An 18,907-nucleotide genomic window follows, 5' to 3' on the forward strand; every position below is an offset into this window, starting at 1 on the left:
CGAATGTGACGATGGGCGGGTACGGTGCCTCGTTCTACGGTGACCTGCATGTGTGTGGTGCTGCGCCGTTGGATTTCTTCACCGATCAGAAGCTGGTCGTCACACGATGGTGAGCACTATGCGGCGAACCAGTGGGAACGCGACATGAACTCCGCAGTCGTCATCGAAACAGATCTCTAAGGTCGAGGACGAAACTCACTCGAAAAATCGCTCTATCCAAGATCAAACGAAGTTGCGCGGTAATCGTTGCACTCGAGGTCACCGCGCATCCAGTGGGGGAACAGACTCAGAAACGTCTCACACATCGTGAGAAATTTGAGCGGCACGCCGTACAGGGCTGGCCTGATTCGTATAGATGGTTCCTTTGGCAAGGAATCTCTTATGGAATCACGAGGCAACCGCGTCTTACCGCTCCACTCTCAGGTAGAAGGATGCCAATGTACCTTGATCAAGTTTCTATGGCGGCGCAGTTTCCGACGGTGGTCTACATTATCGGGCTGATCGCCATCTTGCTGGCCATAGCCGGGATACTTCTATTCGACGCAGGCCTCAGTCGTGCAGGAAACGTGATGCACACGTTGACGCAAAAGCTTGTCGCTGCATTCGTTGCTGCGGCGGGTATGTCACTGATCGGATTCGCCATCTGGGTCACGCAGTTCAACCAGGCTTTCGGTGTTGCAAATCCGCTCGGCCAGGCGATCAAGTCGTGGTGGCTCGGAGGAACGGGCATCAACACCCTACCCCAGGATCTCGACCCAGCGGTCGTGCCGAATGCTGACTCCTTCCAGGCCTTTTACGCGCTCTTCATTCTCTTCGCCGCCTTCTTCGCGGCGCTGTTGGCCGGGTCTGTGATCGAACGGGTCAAAACAAGTTCCTTGGCGTTGATCGCATTACTCTTCGGGGCTGTAGTCATCCCGGTCGCTGGGTACCTGGTCTACGGCTCTGTCGGGCCGCTGTCCAACGCCGGTACCCACGACTTCGGCGGTGCATTCTTCTATATATTGCTTGGGTGTTGGGCGTTCATATTGGTGTGGCGAGCCAGGCCAAGGGTGGGTGTTTTCGACGGCACCACGACCGAGCCTGCGATTCCGCACAACATGTTGTACGTAGTGGTCGGAATGGTACTCTTCCTTGCCGGAATCTGCGGCTACGCGCTTACCAACGGGTACCTGGTACCCGGATCGGGATACTTCGGGATCACCCTCAACGAGAGCGGCATGGGGCTGATTGTCACGAATCTCATGATGGCATTCGCGGCCTCGGCGATCGGCGGCCTGCTGGTCTGGAAGATAGGGAAACACCCGTACTTCTTCTTGGTGTCACCGGTGGCCGGCTGGATTTCGGTGTCGGGGCTGATCGACGTCGTCAAGCCCTGGCAGGCAGGTCTGACCGCCGTGTTTGCGCCCTTCATCCTGCTCGGCGGTTACAAACTGATGATCAGGCTCCGGCTGGACGACGTCAAAGTTGTACCACTTACGCTGGGCCCGGGCATCTACAGCGCTTTGATGACCGCGGTGTTGGCAGGTGGCGTCAAGCAGGGTGGCTACTTTGGAATTACCCAGGGTGAGTATGCCTTCCAGCACGCCTCGATCAACATCGGACATCAATTGTACGGAGTTATCGTTTTCCTGGCGTTCGGTCTCGCGTCGGCGCTTCTCGTGGTCTTCGTGGTCGAGAAGACCATCGGGCTGCGTGACGGGCGAGTCGATGAAGGCCTGGAGGCGAAACTGGATCGCGCAGTCATTGGCGAGGTCGCATATCCTGACCGGACACCTGCAGGGCTACAACAAGCTGACGTATCCGACGAACCGGCTGCCGAGGTCAGCTTAGTGCCTTGACGGCACGCTAGAACTATCCATTCGCCTGAGCTGAATGAACGCGTCACCAGGATGCGAGGTTGGGATCGCCAACAGATCGCCAACACGACGCGTTCATCGCCGATCCGGTGCTGTTCAGCGCACCTGATGGAAGTCGATCAACGAGCCTTCGACAGGTCACGGATTGTCCCGGGAAAGGTGATCACTGAGCCGCCGGCCGGTGAGCACTGTTTGCGCCCGGAGTGAGCGTCGATTGCCAGGGTTGGATCGTGCCCTGGCCGGTCGGTGAGGTCGCCTGTAGCGCTGATGGGGTGTGGTGTCGTGTGAGCTTTGATCCGTTAGGTTGTCGCCGGGTGCCTCTGGGCTCGAACAGCTTTCACCCATCCTAGGAGAACTGAAAGAGGCGATCGATGATCTTCGTCGGAGACGACTGGGCGAAGACCATCACGACGTTCACCTGATGGATGACGTCGACCGGCGGCCGTCGTCGCGTTCGGCTGCCGGAAGGGCTGGCCGGCAGCCGTGAACTGCACGAACTGGTAGCCACCCGTCCCGAAGAGACAGGGCAGGTCGTGGTCGGCTTCGAAACCGACCGCGGCCTGCGGGTGCAGGCGCTGACGGCGGCCGGATACCAGGTGTACGCGGTCAACCCACTCGCGGTCGCTCGTCGAGTGACTCGAGACGGTCTCTCGAATAGTCACGCAATGGCCGCCTTCGTGGGCTACGAGGCGCTGGTGAGACTTGGATCCAGTTCGTCGCACCATCCGCGTGATGCTGCGACGAGGAACGCTTCCGGTGCCAGCCTCGTCGTCATGGGCGACCTCGGGGGCGGAGACCGAACCTTCCCCCTACAACACGCTCACGCGTTCTCGGTCACGAACCATGCCGCGATCTGGGCGCGCGAGTTGAATCCGAGTTTGGTGAGGAGGTGTTCCACATGACCCTGTGCGGTCCGCGGCGATATGGTCAGTCTGGTCGCGATCTGGCGATTGGTTAGCCCTTCGGCGACGAGCGCAGCGACTTCGCGTTCACGTTTGGTCAACCGGACAGACGGCTGGCCGGATTGTGACGAGTGCGGTCGTTGCGTTGACTCCACAGCCTCCTCCTCGAGCGCGTAGGTGATTGCGCCATCCGCGTCGAACTGGCTGCCCTTGCTACGAGCTGCGCTGAAGGTGCTGGAGCCGAGTTCGCGAGAGGCGTCGGTCACACATCGATCGTGTTGCTCGTTGAGGGCGGTGAACAGCAGTGGGCTACTCCCGACGGAATGCGCGAAGTTCTCCGCGGCGCCCAAAAGTGTGGCGGATCGTTGAAACTGTCGCTCCTCGCCCGCTGTCCACGCGAGCGCCTCGAGGCACACCGCCGCGGCCAAGCGGTCGTCCACACGTCGAACCAGTACCAACGCTTCTTTCAGAAGTCTGCTCGCCAGTTCCAACTCGCCTCGGCGAATGATGGCCACGCCCATCGCCCACAGGGTGTACGACCGGTACATGGTCTCGTCGTGAGCTTCCGTAATGGAAAGAGCATCGTTGAAACACGCGATCGCCTGATTAGACTCTCCGAGTAGATCGTAACCCACACCTAGCATCACGAGGATCCAAACATGTTGTGTGAGATCATGATCGGTGGACAATGCGGCGCGCGCCTTTTCGAGTTCGGCGCACGCAGGCGTGAGGTCGCCCTTGTAGACTCCGACCACGCCTTCGGCGCGGGCGAGAAAAATGTCGGCAACGGGGTTTGTCGTTTCCTCGGCCAGCGAGCGTGCCTCCTCCAATACGGTCGACGCAGTGTCGAAGTCTCGCTGTACCGCGGCGAGCGAGCTCGCAGCGTAGAGCGCTTTGATCCTGGTGGCGGGATACTGCCCTGTCTCGCACGCCAGTAGACGGTCGAGCCAGTATCTGCCCTCGTTGAACAGGCTGTGGGAGAACCAGAACGCGAATAGAGAAGACGCGATATCGAGACCCTTTTCGGGGGCGTCGCCCACGGAAAACTCCATTGCCTCACGTAGGTTCGACTGCTCACGGGTCAGTTGCGTGATCCACTCGAGTTGACGAGGGCTGATCCAATCGGCTGCCGCGCCAGCGGACAGCTGCCGACACCATTCTCGATGCTCACGGCGCAGTTGCTGAAGTTCGCCCGACGCCTGCGCCTTCTCTTTGCCGTAGACGCGCAGGATCTCGAGCATCCGGAATCGCACATCCCGGCCTACCTCTTCCCGCATCAGGATCGACTTGTCCACCAGAGAGGTAAGCGTGTCCAGGAACTCGTCGGACGAGATGTCGCGGCTGCAGATAGTCTCGGCCGCGGTGAGTTCGAAGTGACCAGCGAACACCGACAACCGGGACCACACCAGTCGTTCCTGCGGTGAGCACAGCTCGTAGCTCCAGTCGATACACAATCGCATCGTTCGCTGTCTCGGCGGTCCGGCCCAGTGCCCGCGGGACAACACTTCGTAGCGGTCCCTCAGCCGATCCCGAATCTGCTCGGGGGACATCGCCCGCAATCGTGCGGCCGCCAACTCGATCGGTAGGGGCAGACCGTCCAGTTGCCGGCAGATCTGCGCGATCGTGCTCGTGTTGTCTTCGGTCAGAGCGAAGGTGGGAACGGCAGCAGCGGCCCGGTCGGCGAACAGCCTTACGGCGTCGAACTGGGGAAGGCCTTCCGGTGTCGTCGGGCGGCTGTCGATGGGGACGCTGAGTGGTGGAACGCGAAGAACGGCTTCCCCGCTGATTCCCAGTGGCTCGCGGCTGGTGGTGAGGACATAGAGGTTGGGACAGAAGTGCAAAAGTTGGTCGACGACTTCTGCCGTCTTCTCCAGCACTTGCTCACAATTATCGAGCACCAAAAGCAACTTCTGCGAGCCCAGAAACTCTTGAAGAATCTCGATGAGCGGTCGCGCCGTCTGATTGCGTAGCCCGAGTTCGGATGCGACGACGACCACGACGAGCGAGTCGTCCTCGACGGCACCGAGCTTGACGATCCGCACACCGTCAGTGAACGCTGCCTGTACCTTCGCCGCCACACGCAGCGCCAGCCGAGTCTTGCCGACCCCACCGATACCGGTGAGGGTGACAAGGCGCGACACCCCGAGCAGTCGTCGTGCCTGAGCGAGTTCGTGACGACGACCGACGAAGCTGGTCAACTCCAGAGGAAGATCACCCTGCGCGGACTTGCCGACACCGGGCATGGAGTGCGATCGATGCTCTCTCGTGCCGGCGTGCGACCCGGCGGACCCACCTCCCGCTTCGACGCGGACCGCCATCACATCCATCGGAAATCCGTAGCGTGCCTGGATGCCCCGAAGTTCGTCACCGAACGCAGCAGCAGTGGGCTGGCGCTGGTGTGGCTCGGCAGACATTGCACGTTCGATAATGGTGCTGACGTCATCGGGGATTCCGGCGATCCGTGGGTCTGGGACCGGATCGGTCGTGACCCGCAGAAACTGCGCGATCATGTTCTCTCCGCTGCGACGTTCGAATGCGGCATGACCAGTGAGGGCGCAGAATACGGTGGCGCCGAGACCGTAGATGTCGGACGCCGCGCTCGGCTCGTCCCCCCGCAACACTTCAGGTGCGGTGAAGGCGGGCGATCCGGTGATTACACGCTTGGTGGTGGTGAATCCGCCAGGTATATGTGCAATGCCGAAATCGGTTAATGCAGGCTCGGCATAGTCGGTGAGCAGGATGTTCGCAGGTTTGACGTCGCGGTGAATGATCCCGAGGCGGTGGGCGCTCTCCAATGCTCCGGCGATACGTATCCCGATCCGGAGAGCCTCGTCCAGTGGAAGTGAACCCTGACGGCTAATCCATGCTTGCAGTGAGCCCTGGGCATGGAATTGCATCACCAGGTACGGCCGCCCACTTCCCGTGGTGCCCACCTGCAGCACGTTCACGATGTTGGGGTTGCCGGTGAGTCGTCCCATCGCCCGCTGTTCCCGGAAAAACCGGGCGCGGTTCTCGTCGTCCAGTTCCGAGGTCATCACCTTCACGGCAATCGTGCGATCGAGGGAACGCTGCCGGCACCGGAACACGACACCGAACCCGCCGCGGCCGATCTCTCGGGGGTCGTCGAATCCGGCGTCTCGGAGCTCCGTAGCGACGACGTGCACTTCGTCGCGTTGGGTCGATAACGGATCGTTCTCAGCCGGCGGCATGGTTCACTCCGTCGGCATATCTATCACGTAACGCCCGAACGTACCTGCCACCTCAATCACCTCTGCAGAGTCCTCCAAGGATATCGCGCATGATCGGAACCTTTGAGCGAACAATCACCGATTCCTCGCAGCATCTCGGTCACGCATCGCCGCGTCACGAACAATCGCGGTGGCCGGACGCCGCGGCGTTGCGGAACCTCCTCAGCGACTTCCTGGACAGCATCCGGGACAATTTCCGAACCTCGCCCCGAACCGGTCTTACTCCACCGATCGAAAACGGCATTTGCCGTATTGTCTGGACAAGCGAGGCGGTGCCCGGTGTAGAGGCTAGGACGAGTGGGTCGGCCTCGGTGGTAGGCCACATCCAGGGCACTTCGGGATCGAGTGGGTGGGAGATCACTCCGTCGTCGGGCTCGAAGGGGTAGTTGACCTGGTGGATGGTGGCGACCTGCTGGGAGCTGACGGTTGCGGGGGCGGGACCGTAGAGGGTTGTGCCGCCGGGCTCGACCAGGGTGGTGCCAGGTTCGACGCGGGTGACTGGTCGGGAACGTCCTCGTCTGGCGCGTCGCAGGCGACCATGGGCCATGCGTTTGCGCAGCCGATACGGTCTCTGACCTCGATCTTGTACGGGGGGAGCCCGGATTCAGGGGAGACATCCGCGGCTTCCGGGAGCTGACCAGGCCGTGGGCCCACGCTCCCGGCGACCCCGGCGCTCAGAGTTCGATGTACAGGAAGTTGTCGGCCCAATTCGTTTCGCCGCTCGTCGTCGCGAAGTAGAAGATGCGCTCCGAGAATCCGCAATCGAAGTATTCGGCGATCTTCGATTCGCCGGGGGCGAGCGTGCCGAGGTTCCTGCTCTCGTAAACGAGCGGAGTGTGGACCGTGACTCCGGTGGCGGTCCGGTCGCCCTCGTTCGTGACACGCACGGCGCATGCGTTGACACCCTCGGCGTTCGCCTGCGTGATCACGAGGTCGGGTCCGTCGCCGAGGGAGCCGAACGGAGCGGCGGACGCCGTTGCCGCCCCGGCAGTCATCAGTCCCGCGATCATGGCTCCCGCCACTGCCGTACGTCGAAAATTGCCCATGGTTGTGCCCTTTCCCTGGTTGTCTGGACTGTCCCGATCGGCGACGCTACTGTCGCCCACCCGCACGAAGCGTGCAGCCGAATGAAACCGCACTGCCGTGTCGTCTCGTCGAGGCCGGCCGGCACGAGTCCGCTGATCGACATCGACTTGCCGAGTGCGCAACGAGGCATGGTGCTCGAGATCTGGCGACTCGTCATGGTTTGATCGAGTTATGACCGAGGAGAATGGGATTCCCACCGTCGTGACTGCCAGCCGCATCATCGCGGCCCCGGCGCGGACGGTCTTCGAACTGATTGCCGACCCGGCGCAACAGCCGCGGTGGGACGGCAACGACAATCTGGCCGAGGCCGCGGCCGGGCAGCGGGTGCGCGCCGTCGGTGACGTGTTCACCATGACGCTCACGAACGGCGGCATCCGCGACAACCACGTGGTGGAATTCGCGGAGGGGCAACTGATTGCCTGGCTGCCCTCGGTGCAGGGCGATCAGCCACCGGGGCATCTGTGGCGCTGGGAACTCGACCGAGTCGACGAGGCGCACGTCCGTGTCACGCATACCTACGAATGGTCGCGATTGACCGACGAGAAACGCCTCGCGCGGGCCCGGGCCACCACGTCGGACAAGCTTCTGGCCTCTGTCGAGAGGCTCGCCGAACTCGCCGAGGCGAACGGTGAACGTCCCTCGCCTGACCTGTAGCCGAGGGACGTCCGATGTCACCGACCGGGCACGACGGAAATCGTTCCCTGGCAAACGGCGTTTTGCGAATTGACGAACCACCATCCCGCGCCGGTCTGGACGGTGACGGTGAACGCCACCGTCCCGGTTCCCGTCCAGGTTCGGTTGATCGGGATGCCGGGCTTCTGCTGCCAGGCCGCCTCATCGCTGACGCTGTGTCCGGTCGCGCCGGTTGTCGTGTTGTGCCAGTCGACCGACACCCGCGTGCCGTACCAGTTGACGCCGATGCTCGGGATGAGGCCGCCGGGCGGCGTCGGAAGTTCGTTGCCGCCGCTGAGCAGGATTGCCGGCTCCAGTGCAGACCCACCCGGTCGCAGCGACTCCCCGGACGCGGCGTTGATGGTCCACGTGAACGGCGGTGCCCAGACGAGGGGATTCGCGCTCGAGCACGTCATTGTCGTCGATGTCGGTGGCGCGGGCTGAGCACTCGCGACAGCGCCTCCTCCGGTCGCCACTGCGGTTCCCAGTCCGACAGCAGTCAGTGCCGCAGCACAGACCCGTCGTCCCAGCTGCTTGTTCATGAGCGCTCCATTCCTTCGTGACCGCGAGAATTGAGACGTCTGTCGCCCCCCAACTCCATTTCGGAAGTGGGACGGGATCTGTTACAGACGGTGCGAGCTGGACGCCACTCACACAGCCGTATTCGGCCGTCACCGATTACCGCGGCGTCTGGATCTACAACCCGTTCTGACATCGACCCCGGTGAGCTTGCGGAACGGCCGAACGTAGCGAGGTGATTGTCCACGGCATCCGGATCGGCGAGAATTGGTGCCGTGCGAGTTCCGGTCGGTCAGCTACCAATTGGCCACACGACGAGGCATTGTCCCGAGCAACAGGGGGTATCGAGCATGGTGCAATCAGCGGAGCGGTACCGCGTGGAAAGGATCGGCAGTAGCGCCCCTCTCGCCATCCTCGTGACCATCCTGGCCGGAGTCCTGTTCGCGGGTGGGTGTGGGCAGCAGGACACGCAGTCTGATGCCGAATCGCAGCCGGAGGCGTCGACATCCGAGGCGATCCTGTTGCCTCAGGAGGCTCTGGTGGGATTGGACGTCGTACAGACGTACTTCCCGGAGATAGAACAGCAGACGGCGACGAGCGAGAACTCCACTGCGTCCGGCACCCCCGACGCGACGAGAATGGTGATCTACGAAGGGGGCGACGGCAGAAGGGTAACCGTCTCCGTCGATCGATATCCCAGCCCCGACGCGGCCGCGACCGCATTCGAGCAGGCGATCGACAACAGTGAAGTCGTCCCGGGTTTCGCGGCGCTACCGGCGCCGGCCGACGTCGGCGACAAGGCATTCGCCGGTTCCGTGACGCAGGGAGACGACACGCACATCGGGTACGGCGCGCTCGCCGGCGAGTACGTCATCGGGGTCACTTCGGCCGGCTATCCGGCTACCACCGAGAATGTCGAGAAGCTGGCCGGCCTCACGCGCGACGCGGTCGAGAAGGCAACGGCATAGGGACGGCGACCCCCGCGGCGCCAACACCGCGTCAGGATCGCGGCCCGCGGAGTCATGGTGCCGTCAAGAACGGCCGCGACCTCGCGTGTCGGGGGTAGATCTGGAACTGAATCCCCGAGGAGGTTCCGATGACGCTTCATCTTCCCCACCGGTTCGTGCACGAGCAGCCACGGCAGAACACGGTGCTCGACCTCTCGGCACTCGGCACGGATAACTCGAGCATCGAGGACGCGCTGCGTGCGGTGTTGGAGCAGCCGCAACTGCGGCTGATCGGTTTCCGCTGCTCTGCCGGTTCCGGGGCCATCGACGACGCGATCGGGCTGATGGAACAGGTCCGGCGCGACTACGGGGTGATCCTGACGGAACTGGTCCTGCAGGACGACGATCGGGCCGATCTGAGGGAGGTCGTCGACGAGGCGCTGGACGAGGCCTGTGCCCGCAACCGGTATCCCCGCCCGAGCGTCGCGTTCACCGGGCGCCCGGCCGAGCCGGGTCTTCCCGCCTTGACGAAATCTTGACGCCCTCACCCCTTGCGTGCGGTTGAACGCGCGTTTAGCGTATTAAACATGCGTTCAACCAGTGCTGGTTCCGAGGTCCCGCAACCCGATCTGACCACGCGCGCCCGAGTGCGCGACGCGGCCATCACGGTGTTCGGCAATCACGGCTTCAGCACCGGGGTACGGGCGATCGCCACCGCAGCCGGAGTGTCACCTGGTCTGGTGATCCACCATTTCGGTTCGAAGGACGGCCTGCGCGCCGAATGCGACGAGCACGTCCTGCGGATCATCCGGGAGCAGAAGACGGAGGCGATTTCGACGCCCGGGCCGGCGGGCGCAATGCACGCCCTCGCCGAGATCGAGCAGTACGCCCCGCTCGTCGCGTACATCGTGCGGAGTTTTCAGGCGGGCGGAGGCCTCGGCGAATCCCTCTTCGAGCACATGGTGGAGGACACCGAGCAGTATCTCGCGTTGGGAGTGGCAGCCGGAACTGTCCGGCCCAGCCGCAACCCGAAGGCGCGGGCGCGCTACCTCACCCTCTACAACGTGGGCGCCATGCTGCTCTACCTGCAGATGCGCGCCGACAAGGAAGCTCCGCTCGACTACGCCACGGCCATCCGCGACCTCGCCACCGACGTCACGCTGCCCGCCCTCGAGATGTACACCGAAGGCCTGCTGCCGGATTCGTCGACGCTCGAGGCGTACCTGGCCACCGAAGACGGTGCCGCGCAGGCGGCGGCTCCCGCAGAACATACCGACTCCCCGAACTAGGAGCAGCTATGAGTGCGATCATCGAAGTGCGCAACCTGGTGAAGACGTTCGGACGAACCCGGGCGTTGGACGGACTCGACCTCGAGGTCGGCGAAGGGGAGGTGCACGGGTTCCTCGGGCCGAACGGCGCCGGAAAATCCACCACCATCCGCGTCCTCCTCGGCAGCCTCCATTCCGACAGCGGTGAGGCGGCCGTCTTCGGACGCGATCCCTGGCGCGATGCCGTCGCCCTGCATCTCGAGATGGCGTACGTCCCGGGCGACGTGACGCTGTGGCCGTCGTTGTCCGGCGGCGAGACCATCGACCTCCTCGCCCGGATGCGCGGCGGGCTGGACGAAACCCGCAAACAGGAGTTGATCGAGCGTTTCGACCTCGACCCCCGGAAGAAAGGCCGCGCGTACTCGAAGGGCAATCGTCAGAAGGTGGCGTTGGTGTCGGCGTTCTCCTCGAACGCGCGCCTGCTGCTGCTCGACGAACCCACGTCGGGCCTGGACCCGTTGATGGAACAGGTCTTCCGGGAATGCGTCGCCGAGGCCCGCGACCGCGGGGTGACGGTGCTGCTGTCCAGCCACATCCTGTCCGAGGTGGAGGCGCTGTGTGAGCGGGTCACCATCATCAGGTCGGGACGTACGGTCGAATCCGGGACACTGGCGTCGATGCGGCATCTCAGCCGTACGTCGATCACTGCCGAACTTCTCGGTGACCCCGGCGATCTGAGCCGCATCGACGGCGTGGCGGACATCGAGTTCGACGGGTCGACGCTGCACTGCCAGGTCGACAGCGAACATCTCGGCGAGCTCATCCGGGTGCTCGGCGACACCTGAGTACGCAGCCTCGTCAGTCAGCCGCCGACCCTCGAAGAACTCTTCCTGCGGCACTACGAGATCGACGACGGTACGACGTCGTCCGACACGGTGGAGAAGGTGCGGGCATGAGTACCGCCACGGTGTCCCGGTACCGGCCCGTGGAGCCGGCGCCGGTGTCTTCCTCGGATTTCACGGGGACACGGCACTTTCTGCGGTTGTTCCTGCGCCGGGATCGGATCGCGCTGCCGCTGTGGATCCTGATCTTCGCGTTCGCGCCCGCGCTGTACGTCGCGAGCATCGCCGACATCTACACCTCCGACGCTCAGCTGGCAGAGTTCGCGGCCACCACGGCGGCCAGCCCCGCGCAGATCGCCATGTACGGCCCGATCTTCAACTCCAGCCTCGGCTCGGTGGGGGTCTGGAAGGCCGGTATCTACTACACGCTGATCGGGCTGGTGGTGATTTTGACGGTCATCCGGCACACCCGCGCGGAGGAGGAGACCGGCCGGGCGGAGCTTCTCGACTCGACCTCCGTCGGACGGTACTCGGGCCTGACCGCGGCGCTGCTCCTCGCCGGCGGCGCCTCCGTCGTCACCGGGATTCTCTGTGCGGCAGCGTTGCTCGCCCGGGACCTTCCGGTGGGCGGCTCGGTCGCGTTCGGGACGTCACTGGCCTGCTCCGGTCTGGTGTTCACGGCGGTCGCAGCCGTTGCGGCGCAGGTGAGTACCGGCGCCCGCGTCGCGCGCGGCGTCGCGTTGACGGTGCTCGGGGTCGCGTTCGCGTTGCGCGCGGTCGGTGACGCCGGGTCCGGCACCCTGTCGTGGTTGTCACCGCTCGGCTGGGACCTGCAGATCCGTCCGTATGCCGACGAACGCTGGTGGGTGGTCGTCCCCAGCCTCGTCACGGCAGTCGTACTCACCTGGGCGGCATACGCTCTCCTGCGCCGACGCGATGTCGGCGCCGGCCTGATCGCCGAACGCCCCGGCCCCACGGACGCGTCGCCGGCGCTCGCCGGAACTCTGGGACTGGCGTGGCGGATGCACCGCGGCACGCTCGCGGCCTGGACCGCCGGGCTCGGACTGTACGGCCTGCTGATCGGCAGCGCCGCGAAGGGGATCGGTGGCCAGGTCGGCGACAGCCAGACGATCCGGGACATCATCACGCGGATGGGCGGTTCGCAGTCGCTGGAGGAATCGTTCATCGGTTACGCGTTCACGATGCTCGCGGTCGCCGCCGCGGCCTACGCGATCTCCGCGTCGTTGCGGCTGTATTCCGAGGAGAACGCCCAGCGCCTCGAACCCGTGACGGCCGGTTCCGTCGGCCGCGTCCGGTGGGCGTCGAGCCACATCCTGTTCGCGTTGCTCGGGCCTGCGGTCGCGATGATCGTGGCCGGAGTGGCCGCCGGACTCACATACGGCGCATCCATCGGCGACGTGGGGGGAGCCCTGCCCGACGTGATCGGGGCGGCGCTCGTGCAGCTTCCCGCGATCTGGATGCTCGCCGGAGTGACGGTCCTGCTGTTCGGTGTGGTCCCGCGGTTCACGCCGGTGGCGTGGGGCGTGCTCGTCGCGTTCCTCCTGATCTTCATGGTCGGGTCGATCGCGCAGTTCCCGCAGACGGTGCTGAATCTGGAGCCGTTCAGCCACGCCCCGAAGCTGCCGGGCGGGCAGTTCGAGGCGACGCCGATCGTGTGGCTGCTCCTGATCACGGTCGTGCTGATCGGGGTGGGCGTCGCGGCGTTCCGGCGGCGCGACCTACGGTGAGCGCCGGCCGGTGTGCACACTGAAGGCATGGCACGTGTGCACACCGGTGAGTCCGTCCTGGCCCGGACGGTGCGGATAGTCGAATCGTTCCGTTCGGACGATTCGTTGCTCACGGTGTCCGAGATCGCGCGACGGTCGGGTCTCCACATCTCCACGACGTCGCGGTTGATCGACGAACTGGTGGGGTGCGGCTGGCTCGAGCGTGAGGAACGCAAGGTGCGGATCGGGGTCCGCCTGTGGGAGGTCGCGTCGCGGGCGTCCCCGACTCTCGGGCTCAGGGAAGCGGCGATGCCGTTCATGGAGGACCTGCACGCCGTCGTCGGGCAGCACACCCAGCTCGGTGTCCTCGAAGGTGACGAGGTGTTGTTCATCGAGCGGCTCACGGCACCGGGTGCCGTGGTCAATTACACGCGCATCGCGGGCCGGATGCCGCTCCACGTGTCTTCGTCCGGGCTGGTCCTGCTCGCGCACGGACCGTCGGAGCTTCAGGAGCGCATCCTGAACGAGCCGTTGAAGGTGTACACCGACAACACGATTCGCACTGCACGGCAGCTGCGAGGAGTCCTGGCCGACGTGCGTCGGCACGGCTACATCCTCTGCGCCGGCCACCTCTACCCGGACACCACGGGCGTCGCGGTCCCGGTGCGGGACGGCCACGGCAAGGTGGTCGCCGCGCTGTCGGTCATCGTGCCGAACGACGAGAAGGCGTACGCGCAGATCCCCGTACTTCAGGCGGCGGCGAAGGGCATCACCCGCGTGATGGCGGCGGCGCCGCAATGAGGCATGCCCAGGTGGCAGACGCCCACGGATTTGCCGGAATCCGGCGCAATTGCGCGGGCGGCTGACCAATGTCTGTGAGGCTGTGCGCGGTGGACTATCCGCCCCGGCCGTGCCACGGTGGAATCGGAACCACTTCTCCCAGAAAGCGCAGCATCATGGAAAGCACCTCGCAACCCAGCCCCCGGGAATGCCCGGACTGCCACGCGCTCACCGCGGACCTCGAGGCACACAAACTCTGGCACTCCCGGCTCGTCCACGACATCGCCACTGCCGTCGACAAGGACATCAGCCGGAGGGCGCACACCTGATAACTCAGCCTCGGCGGCGTCCGGGCGGGCAGCGAACAGCTTCCGCCCAGTTGAGTGACCCCGGTAACATCCCGACTTTCAACTATTGAAAATGATCTGGCGGCTCACCCCCGGCTCGGAAGATCCTCGAACAAACGCGAGATCGAGGAGTCGAGATGCCACAGAACCCGGTTTCTTCCGGTGCGCCAGCAGACGCGGCGCTGCGAGTTGTCGCCAAAGAGCTTGTCGCGGACGGTGTTGTCGCACTGACCCTGCGCCACCCCGACGGGCGGCGCCTGCCGGACTGGGCACCGGGGGCCCATATCGACCTGCTGCTCCCGAACGGGCTGACGCGGCAGTACTCGCTGTGCGGCGACCGGTGGGACGCGTACAGCTACCGCGTCGGGGTGCTGCGGGAACCGGCGGGCCGGGGCGGGTCGGCGTACGTCCACGACGTACTCGCGGAGGGTGATCTCGTCGGGGTCGGCGGTCCGCGCAACAACTTCCCGCTCGTCCCCGCACCGAGGTACCTGTTCATCGCCGGTGGTATCGGGATCACCCCGCTGTTGCCGATGGTCCGCCAGGCGGAGCTGATGGGCATCGACTGGCAGCTTCTGTACGGCGGCCGCACCCGCACGTCCATGGCGTTCCGGGACGAACTCGCCACCTACGGCGACCGGGTGTCCGTCGTGCCGCGGGACGAGCAGGGCCACCTCGACCTGTCGGCGCATCTCGCCGCTGCCGCCGCCGGCGACGACACGAAGGTCTACGTGTGCGGGCCCGGGCCACTGCTCTCCGCCGTCGAAAAGTGTTGCGCGGACAGGCCAGTCGGCACGCTGAGGACCGAACGATTCGTCCCGAAGGACCATGGCGAGCCGCTGCGCGACGAACCGTTCGAGGTCGAACTCGCGCGCTCCGGCCTCGCGGTGACGGTGACACCCGGCGCCAGCGTCCTCGACGCCGTGCAGGCGGCCGGGGTCAACATCCTGTCCTCGTGCCGCGAGGGCACGTGCGGGACCTGTGAGACCACCGTCCTCGCCGGCACCCCCGACCACCGCGATTCCGTCCTCGACGACGAGGAGCGGTCCGCCGGCGACTGCATGCTCATCTGCGTCTCCCGGTCCTGCTCCGACCGCCTCGTGCTCGACCTCTGACACCCCCACCCGAAGGGACACACCGTGACGATGTTCGCCCCCGCTCCCGCGTTGCCCGTCAGCGACGCCGACCCGTTCGCCCTCGACGTCCTGCAGGACCCGTTACCGTTCCAGGCCGACCTGCGGGACGCCGGACCAGTCGTGTACCTGCGGCGATACGACGTCTTTGCGCTGGGGCGCTACGAGCAGGTCCATGCCGCGCTGACCGACTGGCAGTCGTTCCAATCCGCTGCCGGGGTAGGCCTGAGCAATTTCCGGGACGAAACGCCGTGGCGTCCCCCGAGTGTCCTGCTCGAGGCCGACCCGCCGCACCACGACGCTCCGCGGGCGGTGCTGAGCAAGATTCTGGGCCCCCGCGCGCTGCAGAAACTGCGGGCAGCGTGGATCCAGGACGCGGAGGCCCTCGTCGACCAGTTACTCGCGAACACAACCGAATTCGACGCGGTCACCGCCCTCGCCGCCGCGTTCCCGCTGCGGGTCTTCCCGGACGCCGTCGGCATTCCCGATGCCGGACGCGAGAACCTGCTGCCGTACGGGGACCACGCATTCAACAGTTTCGGTCCTGTCAACAGTCTGGTGGAGAAGGGGGCGCCGCGGGTGGCCGAACTGGTGGGCTGGGTCAACGCGCAATGCGCTCGCAACGCGCTCACCGGCGACGGGTTCGGCGCGCAGATCTGGGCGGCGGCGGACCGCGGCGACATCACGTACGAGCAGGCGCCGCTCGTCGTGCGCTCGCTGCTGACGGCGGGGGTGGACACCACGGTCAACGGGCTCGCGGCCGTGCTCTACGCGTTCGCGACGCATCCGGACCAGTGGGCGAGGCTGCGGGAGAACCGCACGCTGGCCCGGACCGCATTCGACGAGGCGGTCCGGTGGGAGTCGCCGGTCCAGACGTTCTTCCGCACCGCCACCCGCGACACCGAGATCGGCGGCACGACCATCCCGGACGGCAAGAAGATCCTGATGTTTCTCGGCGCCGCGAATCGGGACCCTCGCAGGTGGGAGAACCCGGACGCGTTCGACCTGGGCCGCAACCCGTCCGGGCACGTGGGGTACGGGATGGGAATTCACCAGTGCGTCGGCCAGCACGTCGCCCGGCTCGAATCGGAGGCACTGCTGACGGCACTGGCATCCCGAGTGGACTCGCTGGAGATCGCCGGGCCGGTGCACCGACACCTCAACAACACGTTGCGGTCCTGGGAATCCGTGCCGGTCACGGTGCGGTTGGCGTAGGCGAGACAACCATACGTACGTATGTATTGACCGTCGCACCGACGGTCCCGCCGACACGATGCTCCCCCCGGCCGCCGCGGTGATCACCGCGGCGGCCGGGAGGAGCAGCTGGTTACGACGTGGCGGAGGTGGACTCGTCGATGTCGAAGAGTTCGCCGATCAGGCCGCCGAGGAATCGTCGGTGTTGTGACGATATTTCGGCGGCCGCTGCTTCGTCCCGGGCCGCGCACAGTGTGATCAGGTTGTCGTGGTGTTCGATGGCGTCCTGCCAGCCGCGGAGGCTGGAGAACTTGCGGTAGTAGATCCGGTGAATCTGCGGGTGCACCTGGTGCATGAGGCGCTTGAGCAGTGGGTTGCCGGCAGCGTCGACGATGACGCCGTGGAAGGTGTCGTCCGCAGCGAGGGCCGCACCGATGTTGTCGGTCTTGATCGCCTGCGCGAGGTCGTCGTTGGCGGTGCGCATCACGTCGATCATGTCGTCGGTGAGGTTGGGCACCCCCGTTTTCACGGCCAGCTGATCCAAGACCTCCATCACCGCCAGCGTCGCCTCGACATCGGCGCGGTTCAGCGGGGTGATCCGGGTGAAGGCGGCGGGTTTGGCCTCGACGAGTCCGGTGTCGATCAGCCGGGTCAGAGCCTCGCGCACCGGGGTGCGGCTCAGGCCCAGATGTTCGGCAAGCTCGCTGTCCTTGACCTTGGATCCGGGCGCGAGCTCACCGGTGACGATCGCGTCGCAGATCCGCTCGAACGCGACGTCGCTCATGCGGGGGCGCTCCACCGGATTATCACGCAACATACTGGATACTGTACTCTGCACGCCGCACGCTCCCGGGGGCCGCGTGGGTGAGTGCCGGGCGCCTTGTCGCGACGATACCGAGTGTGTCTTCGTCGACTGTTCATGGTCCGGGCCCCGACTACCCATCCGCGCTGCGTCGCCCGGCGAGAACCGTGTCGCCGAGTTCGTCGCCAGGCTCGCCCCCGGCCGTAGCCGGCACGGAGCTGGGCGTTGCCGCAGACCGACCGGCCTTCGCCTCGGCTTTCTCTTCTGACTTGTCGATCACCGTCGCGGCGAGGGAGTTTCCGACGACGTTGACCGCGGTGCGGGCCATGTCGGCGATGAAGTCCACCCCCAGCAGGAGTGCGACGGCTTCGGCCGGAAGGCCGATGGTGTTACCTGCGGCGATGAGCACCACGATCGAGGCGGAGGCAACGCCGGCCATGCCCTTGGACAGGATGACCAGCACGCCGACCATCAGCAGCAGGGTGGGGATCGAGGTGTCGACGCCGTAGGCGTTGGCGAGGAAGACCAGGGCGACTGCCTGGTAGAGGACGGAGCCGTCGGTGTTGAACGAGTAGCCGAGCGGCACGACGAACGAGGTCGTCGAGCGGCTGACGCCGAGCCCCTCGAGCTTGAGCAGCAGTGGCGCGAGCACTGCCTCGGAGCTGCGGGTGACGAACGCAAGTCCGACCAGATTTCCGATGGCCTTGAGCATGGTGACGTACTCGACGCGGAAGATCGCGGCGATGATCGGAAAGATGATGCCGAGGATGATCGCCATCCCGACGTAGACGACGGCGAGGAAGCCGAGCAGGCTCGACAGGTTCCCGAACCCGTAGTGCGCGACGTCGTAGCTGATGAAGCCCAGCACCCCGAGGGGAGCGAGGCGAATGACGTAGCCGACCACCTTGAACATCGCGTTGGCGAGCGAGTCGAGCACGGACGTCATCGGTTTCGACTGCTCACCGATCGCGGCGAGTGCGACGCCGACGAACCCGGCGAACACGATCACTGCCAGCAGATTCCCCTCCGCGAAGGCGGCGAAGACGTTCTTCGGGACAGCGTGCAGGAGTAGTTCGTGGAAGTCGATGCCCTGCTCGAGGGTCTCGACGGAGGCTTCGTCGGCGCCGGCGACGGGGGCGCCGGAACCGATGTCGAGCAGCTTCGCCAGCGCGACGGCCATCAGCAGGATGATCGTGGTGACGATCTCGAAGTACAGGATCGCCTTGGCGGCCATGCGCCCGACCTTCTTCGCCGAATCCATGCGCGCGATTCCGAGCACGATGAGCGGGAAGACCAAGGGGACGACGATCATCTGAACCAGGTTGAGGAACACGTCGCCGGCCAGTTTGAGTTGCTCGCCGACGGCGGGGGCGAACGTGCCGATGAGTGCGCCGACGCCGACGGCGATCAGTGACTGCACACCGATCGGCAGCTTCCAGAACTTCCACCACTTGCGTGGTGTGCGAGACGTATCGGCGTCCTCGGGCGCTGTCGCCGAGTCGGCAGGGATGGCGGGGGATGTCGTCATTCAACGGCTCCAATATATTGGATGTGGTGTACTGTGCGACAACAGTGATCGACGTC

General features: G+C 65.2%; 15 protein-coding genes and 2 pseudogenes. 12 read left to right on the top strand and 5 right to left on the bottom strand.

The window, feature by feature from the left end; all coding sequences use genetic code 11:
* Positions 1 to 437: 437 nt before the first annotated feature.
* Together G9373_RS12895 and G9373_RS12900 are read left to right on the top strand one after the other, a co-directional pair.
* The gene (locus G9373_RS12895) at positions 438 to 1,838 is read left to right on the top strand and encodes an ammonium transporter (protein ID WP_005566461.1); all 1,401 of its coding nucleotides are present in this window, start codon (positions 438 to 440) and stop codon (positions 1,836 to 1,838) included.
* Positions 1,839 to 2,227: 389 nt separating this feature from the next.
* Positions 2,228 to 2,485, top strand: a pseudogene (locus G9373_RS12900) (transposase); the annotation flags it as partial.
* 191 nt (positions 2,486 to 2,676) lie between these two features.
* On the opposite strand, the gene G9373_RS12905 reads toward G9373_RS12900, so the two are convergent.
* Both G9373_RS12905 and G9373_RS12915 read right to left on the bottom strand, forming a co-directional pair.
* Positions 2,677 to 5,967 carry a protein kinase gene (locus tag G9373_RS12905; protein WP_054246263.1) on the bottom strand — a complete coding sequence of 1,097 codons (3,291 nt, stop codon included), beginning with the start codon at positions 5,965 to 5,967 and terminating at the stop codon, positions 2,677 to 2,679.
* Positions 5,968 to 6,680: 713 nt separating this feature from the next.
* On the bottom strand, positions 6,681 to 7,052 hold the full coding sequence (locus tag G9373_RS12915; protein WP_037208140.1) for a hypothetical protein: 372 nt from the start codon (positions 7,050 to 7,052) through the stop codon (positions 6,681 to 6,683).
* A gap of 211 nt (positions 7,053 to 7,263) precedes the next feature.
* Here G9373_RS12915 and G9373_RS12920 point away from each other — a divergent pair, with 211 nt between their 5' ends.
* A complete protein-coding gene (locus G9373_RS12920) occupies positions 7,264 to 7,746 on the top strand; it encodes an SRPBCC family protein (RefSeq protein WP_005265147.1) in 483 nt (160 codons plus the stop codon).
* 17 nt (positions 7,747 to 7,763) lie between these two features.
* Here G9373_RS12920 and G9373_RS12925 read toward each other — a convergent pair whose 3' ends face one another.
* Positions 7,764 to 8,306 (bottom strand): hypothetical protein, encoded by a 543-nt coding sequence (locus G9373_RS12925; protein WP_043789763.1) that lies wholly within the window; start codon positions 8,304 to 8,306, stop codon positions 7,764 to 7,766.
* A 327-nt stretch (positions 8,307 to 8,633) separates the two neighbouring features.
* Here G9373_RS12925 and G9373_RS12930 point away from each other — a divergent pair, with 327 nt between their 5' ends.
* The 9 genes and pseudogenes from G9373_RS12930 (at position 8,634) to G9373_RS12970 (ending at position 16,542) form a co-directional block, all read left to right on the top strand.
* On the top strand, positions 8,634 to 9,251 hold the full coding sequence (locus G9373_RS12930) for a hypothetical protein (RefSeq protein WP_005566469.1): 618 nt from the start codon (positions 8,634 to 8,636) through the stop codon (positions 9,249 to 9,251).
* Between the two features lie 128 nt (positions 9,252 to 9,379).
* On the top strand, positions 9,380 to 9,769 hold the full coding sequence (locus tag G9373_RS12935) for a decarboxylase (protein WP_167115372.1): 390 nt from the start codon (positions 9,380 to 9,382) through the stop codon (positions 9,767 to 9,769).
* 48 nt (positions 9,770 to 9,817) lie between these two features.
* The gene (locus G9373_RS12940) at positions 9,818 to 10,519 is read left to right on the top strand and encodes a TetR family transcriptional regulator (protein WP_005563603.1); all 702 of its coding nucleotides are present in this window, start codon (positions 9,818 to 9,820) and stop codon (positions 10,517 to 10,519) included.
* Between the two features lie 8 nt (positions 10,520 to 10,527).
* A pseudogene (locus G9373_RS12945) lies at positions 10,528 to 11,454 on the top strand (ABC transporter ATP-binding protein).
* Positions 11,451 to 13,088 (top strand): hypothetical protein, encoded by a 1,638-nt coding sequence (locus tag G9373_RS12950; protein ID WP_054246260.1) that lies wholly within the window; start codon positions 11,451 to 11,453, stop codon positions 13,086 to 13,088. Before G9373_RS12945 ends, G9373_RS12950 begins: the two are co-directional and overlap by 4 nt.
* Positions 13,089 to 13,115: 27 nt before the next feature.
* The gene (locus G9373_RS12955) at positions 13,116 to 13,868 is read left to right on the top strand and encodes an IclR family transcriptional regulator (protein ID WP_005574635.1); all 753 of its coding nucleotides are present in this window, start codon (positions 13,116 to 13,118) and stop codon (positions 13,866 to 13,868) included.
* 155 nt (positions 13,869 to 14,023) lie between these two features.
* The gene (locus G9373_RS12960) at positions 14,024 to 14,176 is read left to right on the top strand and encodes a hypothetical protein (RefSeq protein WP_005256569.1); all 153 of its coding nucleotides are present in this window, start codon (positions 14,024 to 14,026) and stop codon (positions 14,174 to 14,176) included.
* Positions 14,177 to 14,331: 155 nt separating this feature from the next.
* Positions 14,332 to 15,309 carry a PDR/VanB family oxidoreductase gene (locus G9373_RS12965; protein WP_005574634.1) on the top strand — a complete coding sequence of 326 codons (978 nt, stop codon included), beginning with the start codon at positions 14,332 to 14,334 and terminating at the stop codon, positions 15,307 to 15,309.
* Positions 15,310 to 15,339: 30 nt separating this feature from the next.
* Positions 15,340 to 16,542, top strand: a complete 1,203-nt coding sequence (locus tag G9373_RS12970) for a cytochrome P450 (protein WP_054246267.1) — start codon at positions 15,340 to 15,342, stop codon at positions 16,540 to 16,542.
* A gap of 112 nt (positions 16,543 to 16,654) precedes the next feature.
* On the opposite strand, the gene G9373_RS12975 is transcribed toward G9373_RS12970, so the two are convergent.
* Both G9373_RS12975 and G9373_RS12980 read right to left on the bottom strand, forming a co-directional pair.
* Positions 16,655 to 17,338, bottom strand: coding sequence for a GntR family transcriptional regulator (locus tag G9373_RS12975; RefSeq protein ID WP_005250515.1), 684 nt, complete (start codon positions 17,336 to 17,338; stop codon positions 16,655 to 16,657).
* A gap of 118 nt (positions 17,339 to 17,456) precedes the next feature.
* On the bottom strand, positions 17,457 to 18,851 hold the full coding sequence (locus G9373_RS12980) for a dicarboxylate/amino acid:cation symporter (protein ID WP_167115375.1): 1,395 nt from the start codon (positions 18,849 to 18,851) through the stop codon (positions 17,457 to 17,459).
* Positions 18,852 to 18,907: the final 56 nt, after the last annotated feature.

The organism is Rhodococcus sp. A14, from assembly GCF_011603105.1.
Classification (GTDB): Bacteria; Actinomycetota; Actinomycetes; order Mycobacteriales; family Mycobacteriaceae; genus Rhodococcus_F; species Rhodococcus_F opacus.

What these genes read in the sequence shown, in the direction of transcription:
- G9373_RS12965 (WP_005574634.1), top strand. Translation starts at nt 14,332, where the DNA reads ATGCCACAGAACCCGGTTTCTTCCGGTGCGCCAGCAGACGCGGCGCTG.
- G9373_RS12930 (WP_005566469.1), top strand. Translation starts at nt 8,634, where the DNA reads ATGGTGCAATCAGCGGAGCGGTACCGCGTGGAAAGGATCGGCAGTAGC.
- G9373_RS12975 (WP_005250515.1), bottom strand. Translation starts at nt 17,338, where the DNA reads ATGTTGCGTGATAATCCGGTGGAGCGCCCCCGCATGAGCGACGTCGCG.
- G9373_RS12915 (WP_037208140.1), bottom strand. Translation starts at nt 7,052, where the DNA reads ATGGGCAATTTTCGACGTACGGCAGTGGCGGGAGCCATGATCGCGGGA.
- G9373_RS12935 (WP_167115372.1), top strand. Translation starts at nt 9,380, where the DNA reads ATGACGCTTCATCTTCCCCACCGGTTCGTGCACGAGCAGCCACGGCAG.
- G9373_RS12960 (WP_005256569.1), top strand. Translation starts at nt 14,024, where the DNA reads ATGGAAAGCACCTCGCAACCCAGCCCCCGGGAATGCCCGGACTGCCAC.
- G9373_RS12955 (WP_005574635.1), top strand. Translation starts at nt 13,116, where the DNA reads ATGGCACGTGTGCACACCGGTGAGTCCGTCCTGGCCCGGACGGTGCGG.
- G9373_RS12970 (WP_054246267.1), top strand. Translation starts at nt 15,340, where the DNA reads ATGTTCGCCCCCGCTCCCGCGTTGCCCGTCAGCGACGCCGACCCGTTC.
- G9373_RS12940 (WP_005563603.1), top strand. Translation starts at nt 9,818, where the DNA reads ATGCGTTCAACCAGTGCTGGTTCCGAGGTCCCGCAACCCGATCTGACC.
- G9373_RS12980 (WP_167115375.1), bottom strand. Translation starts at nt 18,851, where the DNA reads ATGACGACATCCCCCGCCATCCCTGCCGACTCGGCGACAGCGCCCGAG.
- G9373_RS12925 (WP_043789763.1), bottom strand. Translation starts at nt 8,306, where the DNA reads ATGAACAAGCAGCTGGGACGACGGGTCTGTGCTGCGGCACTGACTGCT.
- G9373_RS12950 (WP_054246260.1), top strand. Translation starts at nt 11,451, where the DNA reads ATGAGTACCGCCACGGTGTCCCGGTACCGGCCCGTGGAGCCGGCGCCG.
- G9373_RS12905 (WP_054246263.1), bottom strand. Translation starts at nt 5,967, where the DNA reads ATGCCGCCGGCTGAGAACGATCCGTTATCGACCCAACGCGACGAAGTG.
- G9373_RS12895 (WP_005566461.1), top strand. Translation starts at nt 438, where the DNA reads ATGTACCTTGATCAAGTTTCTATGGCGGCGCAGTTTCCGACGGTGGTC.
- G9373_RS12920 (WP_005265147.1), top strand. Translation starts at nt 7,264, where the DNA reads ATGACCGAGGAGAATGGGATTCCCACCGTCGTGACTGCCAGCCGCATC.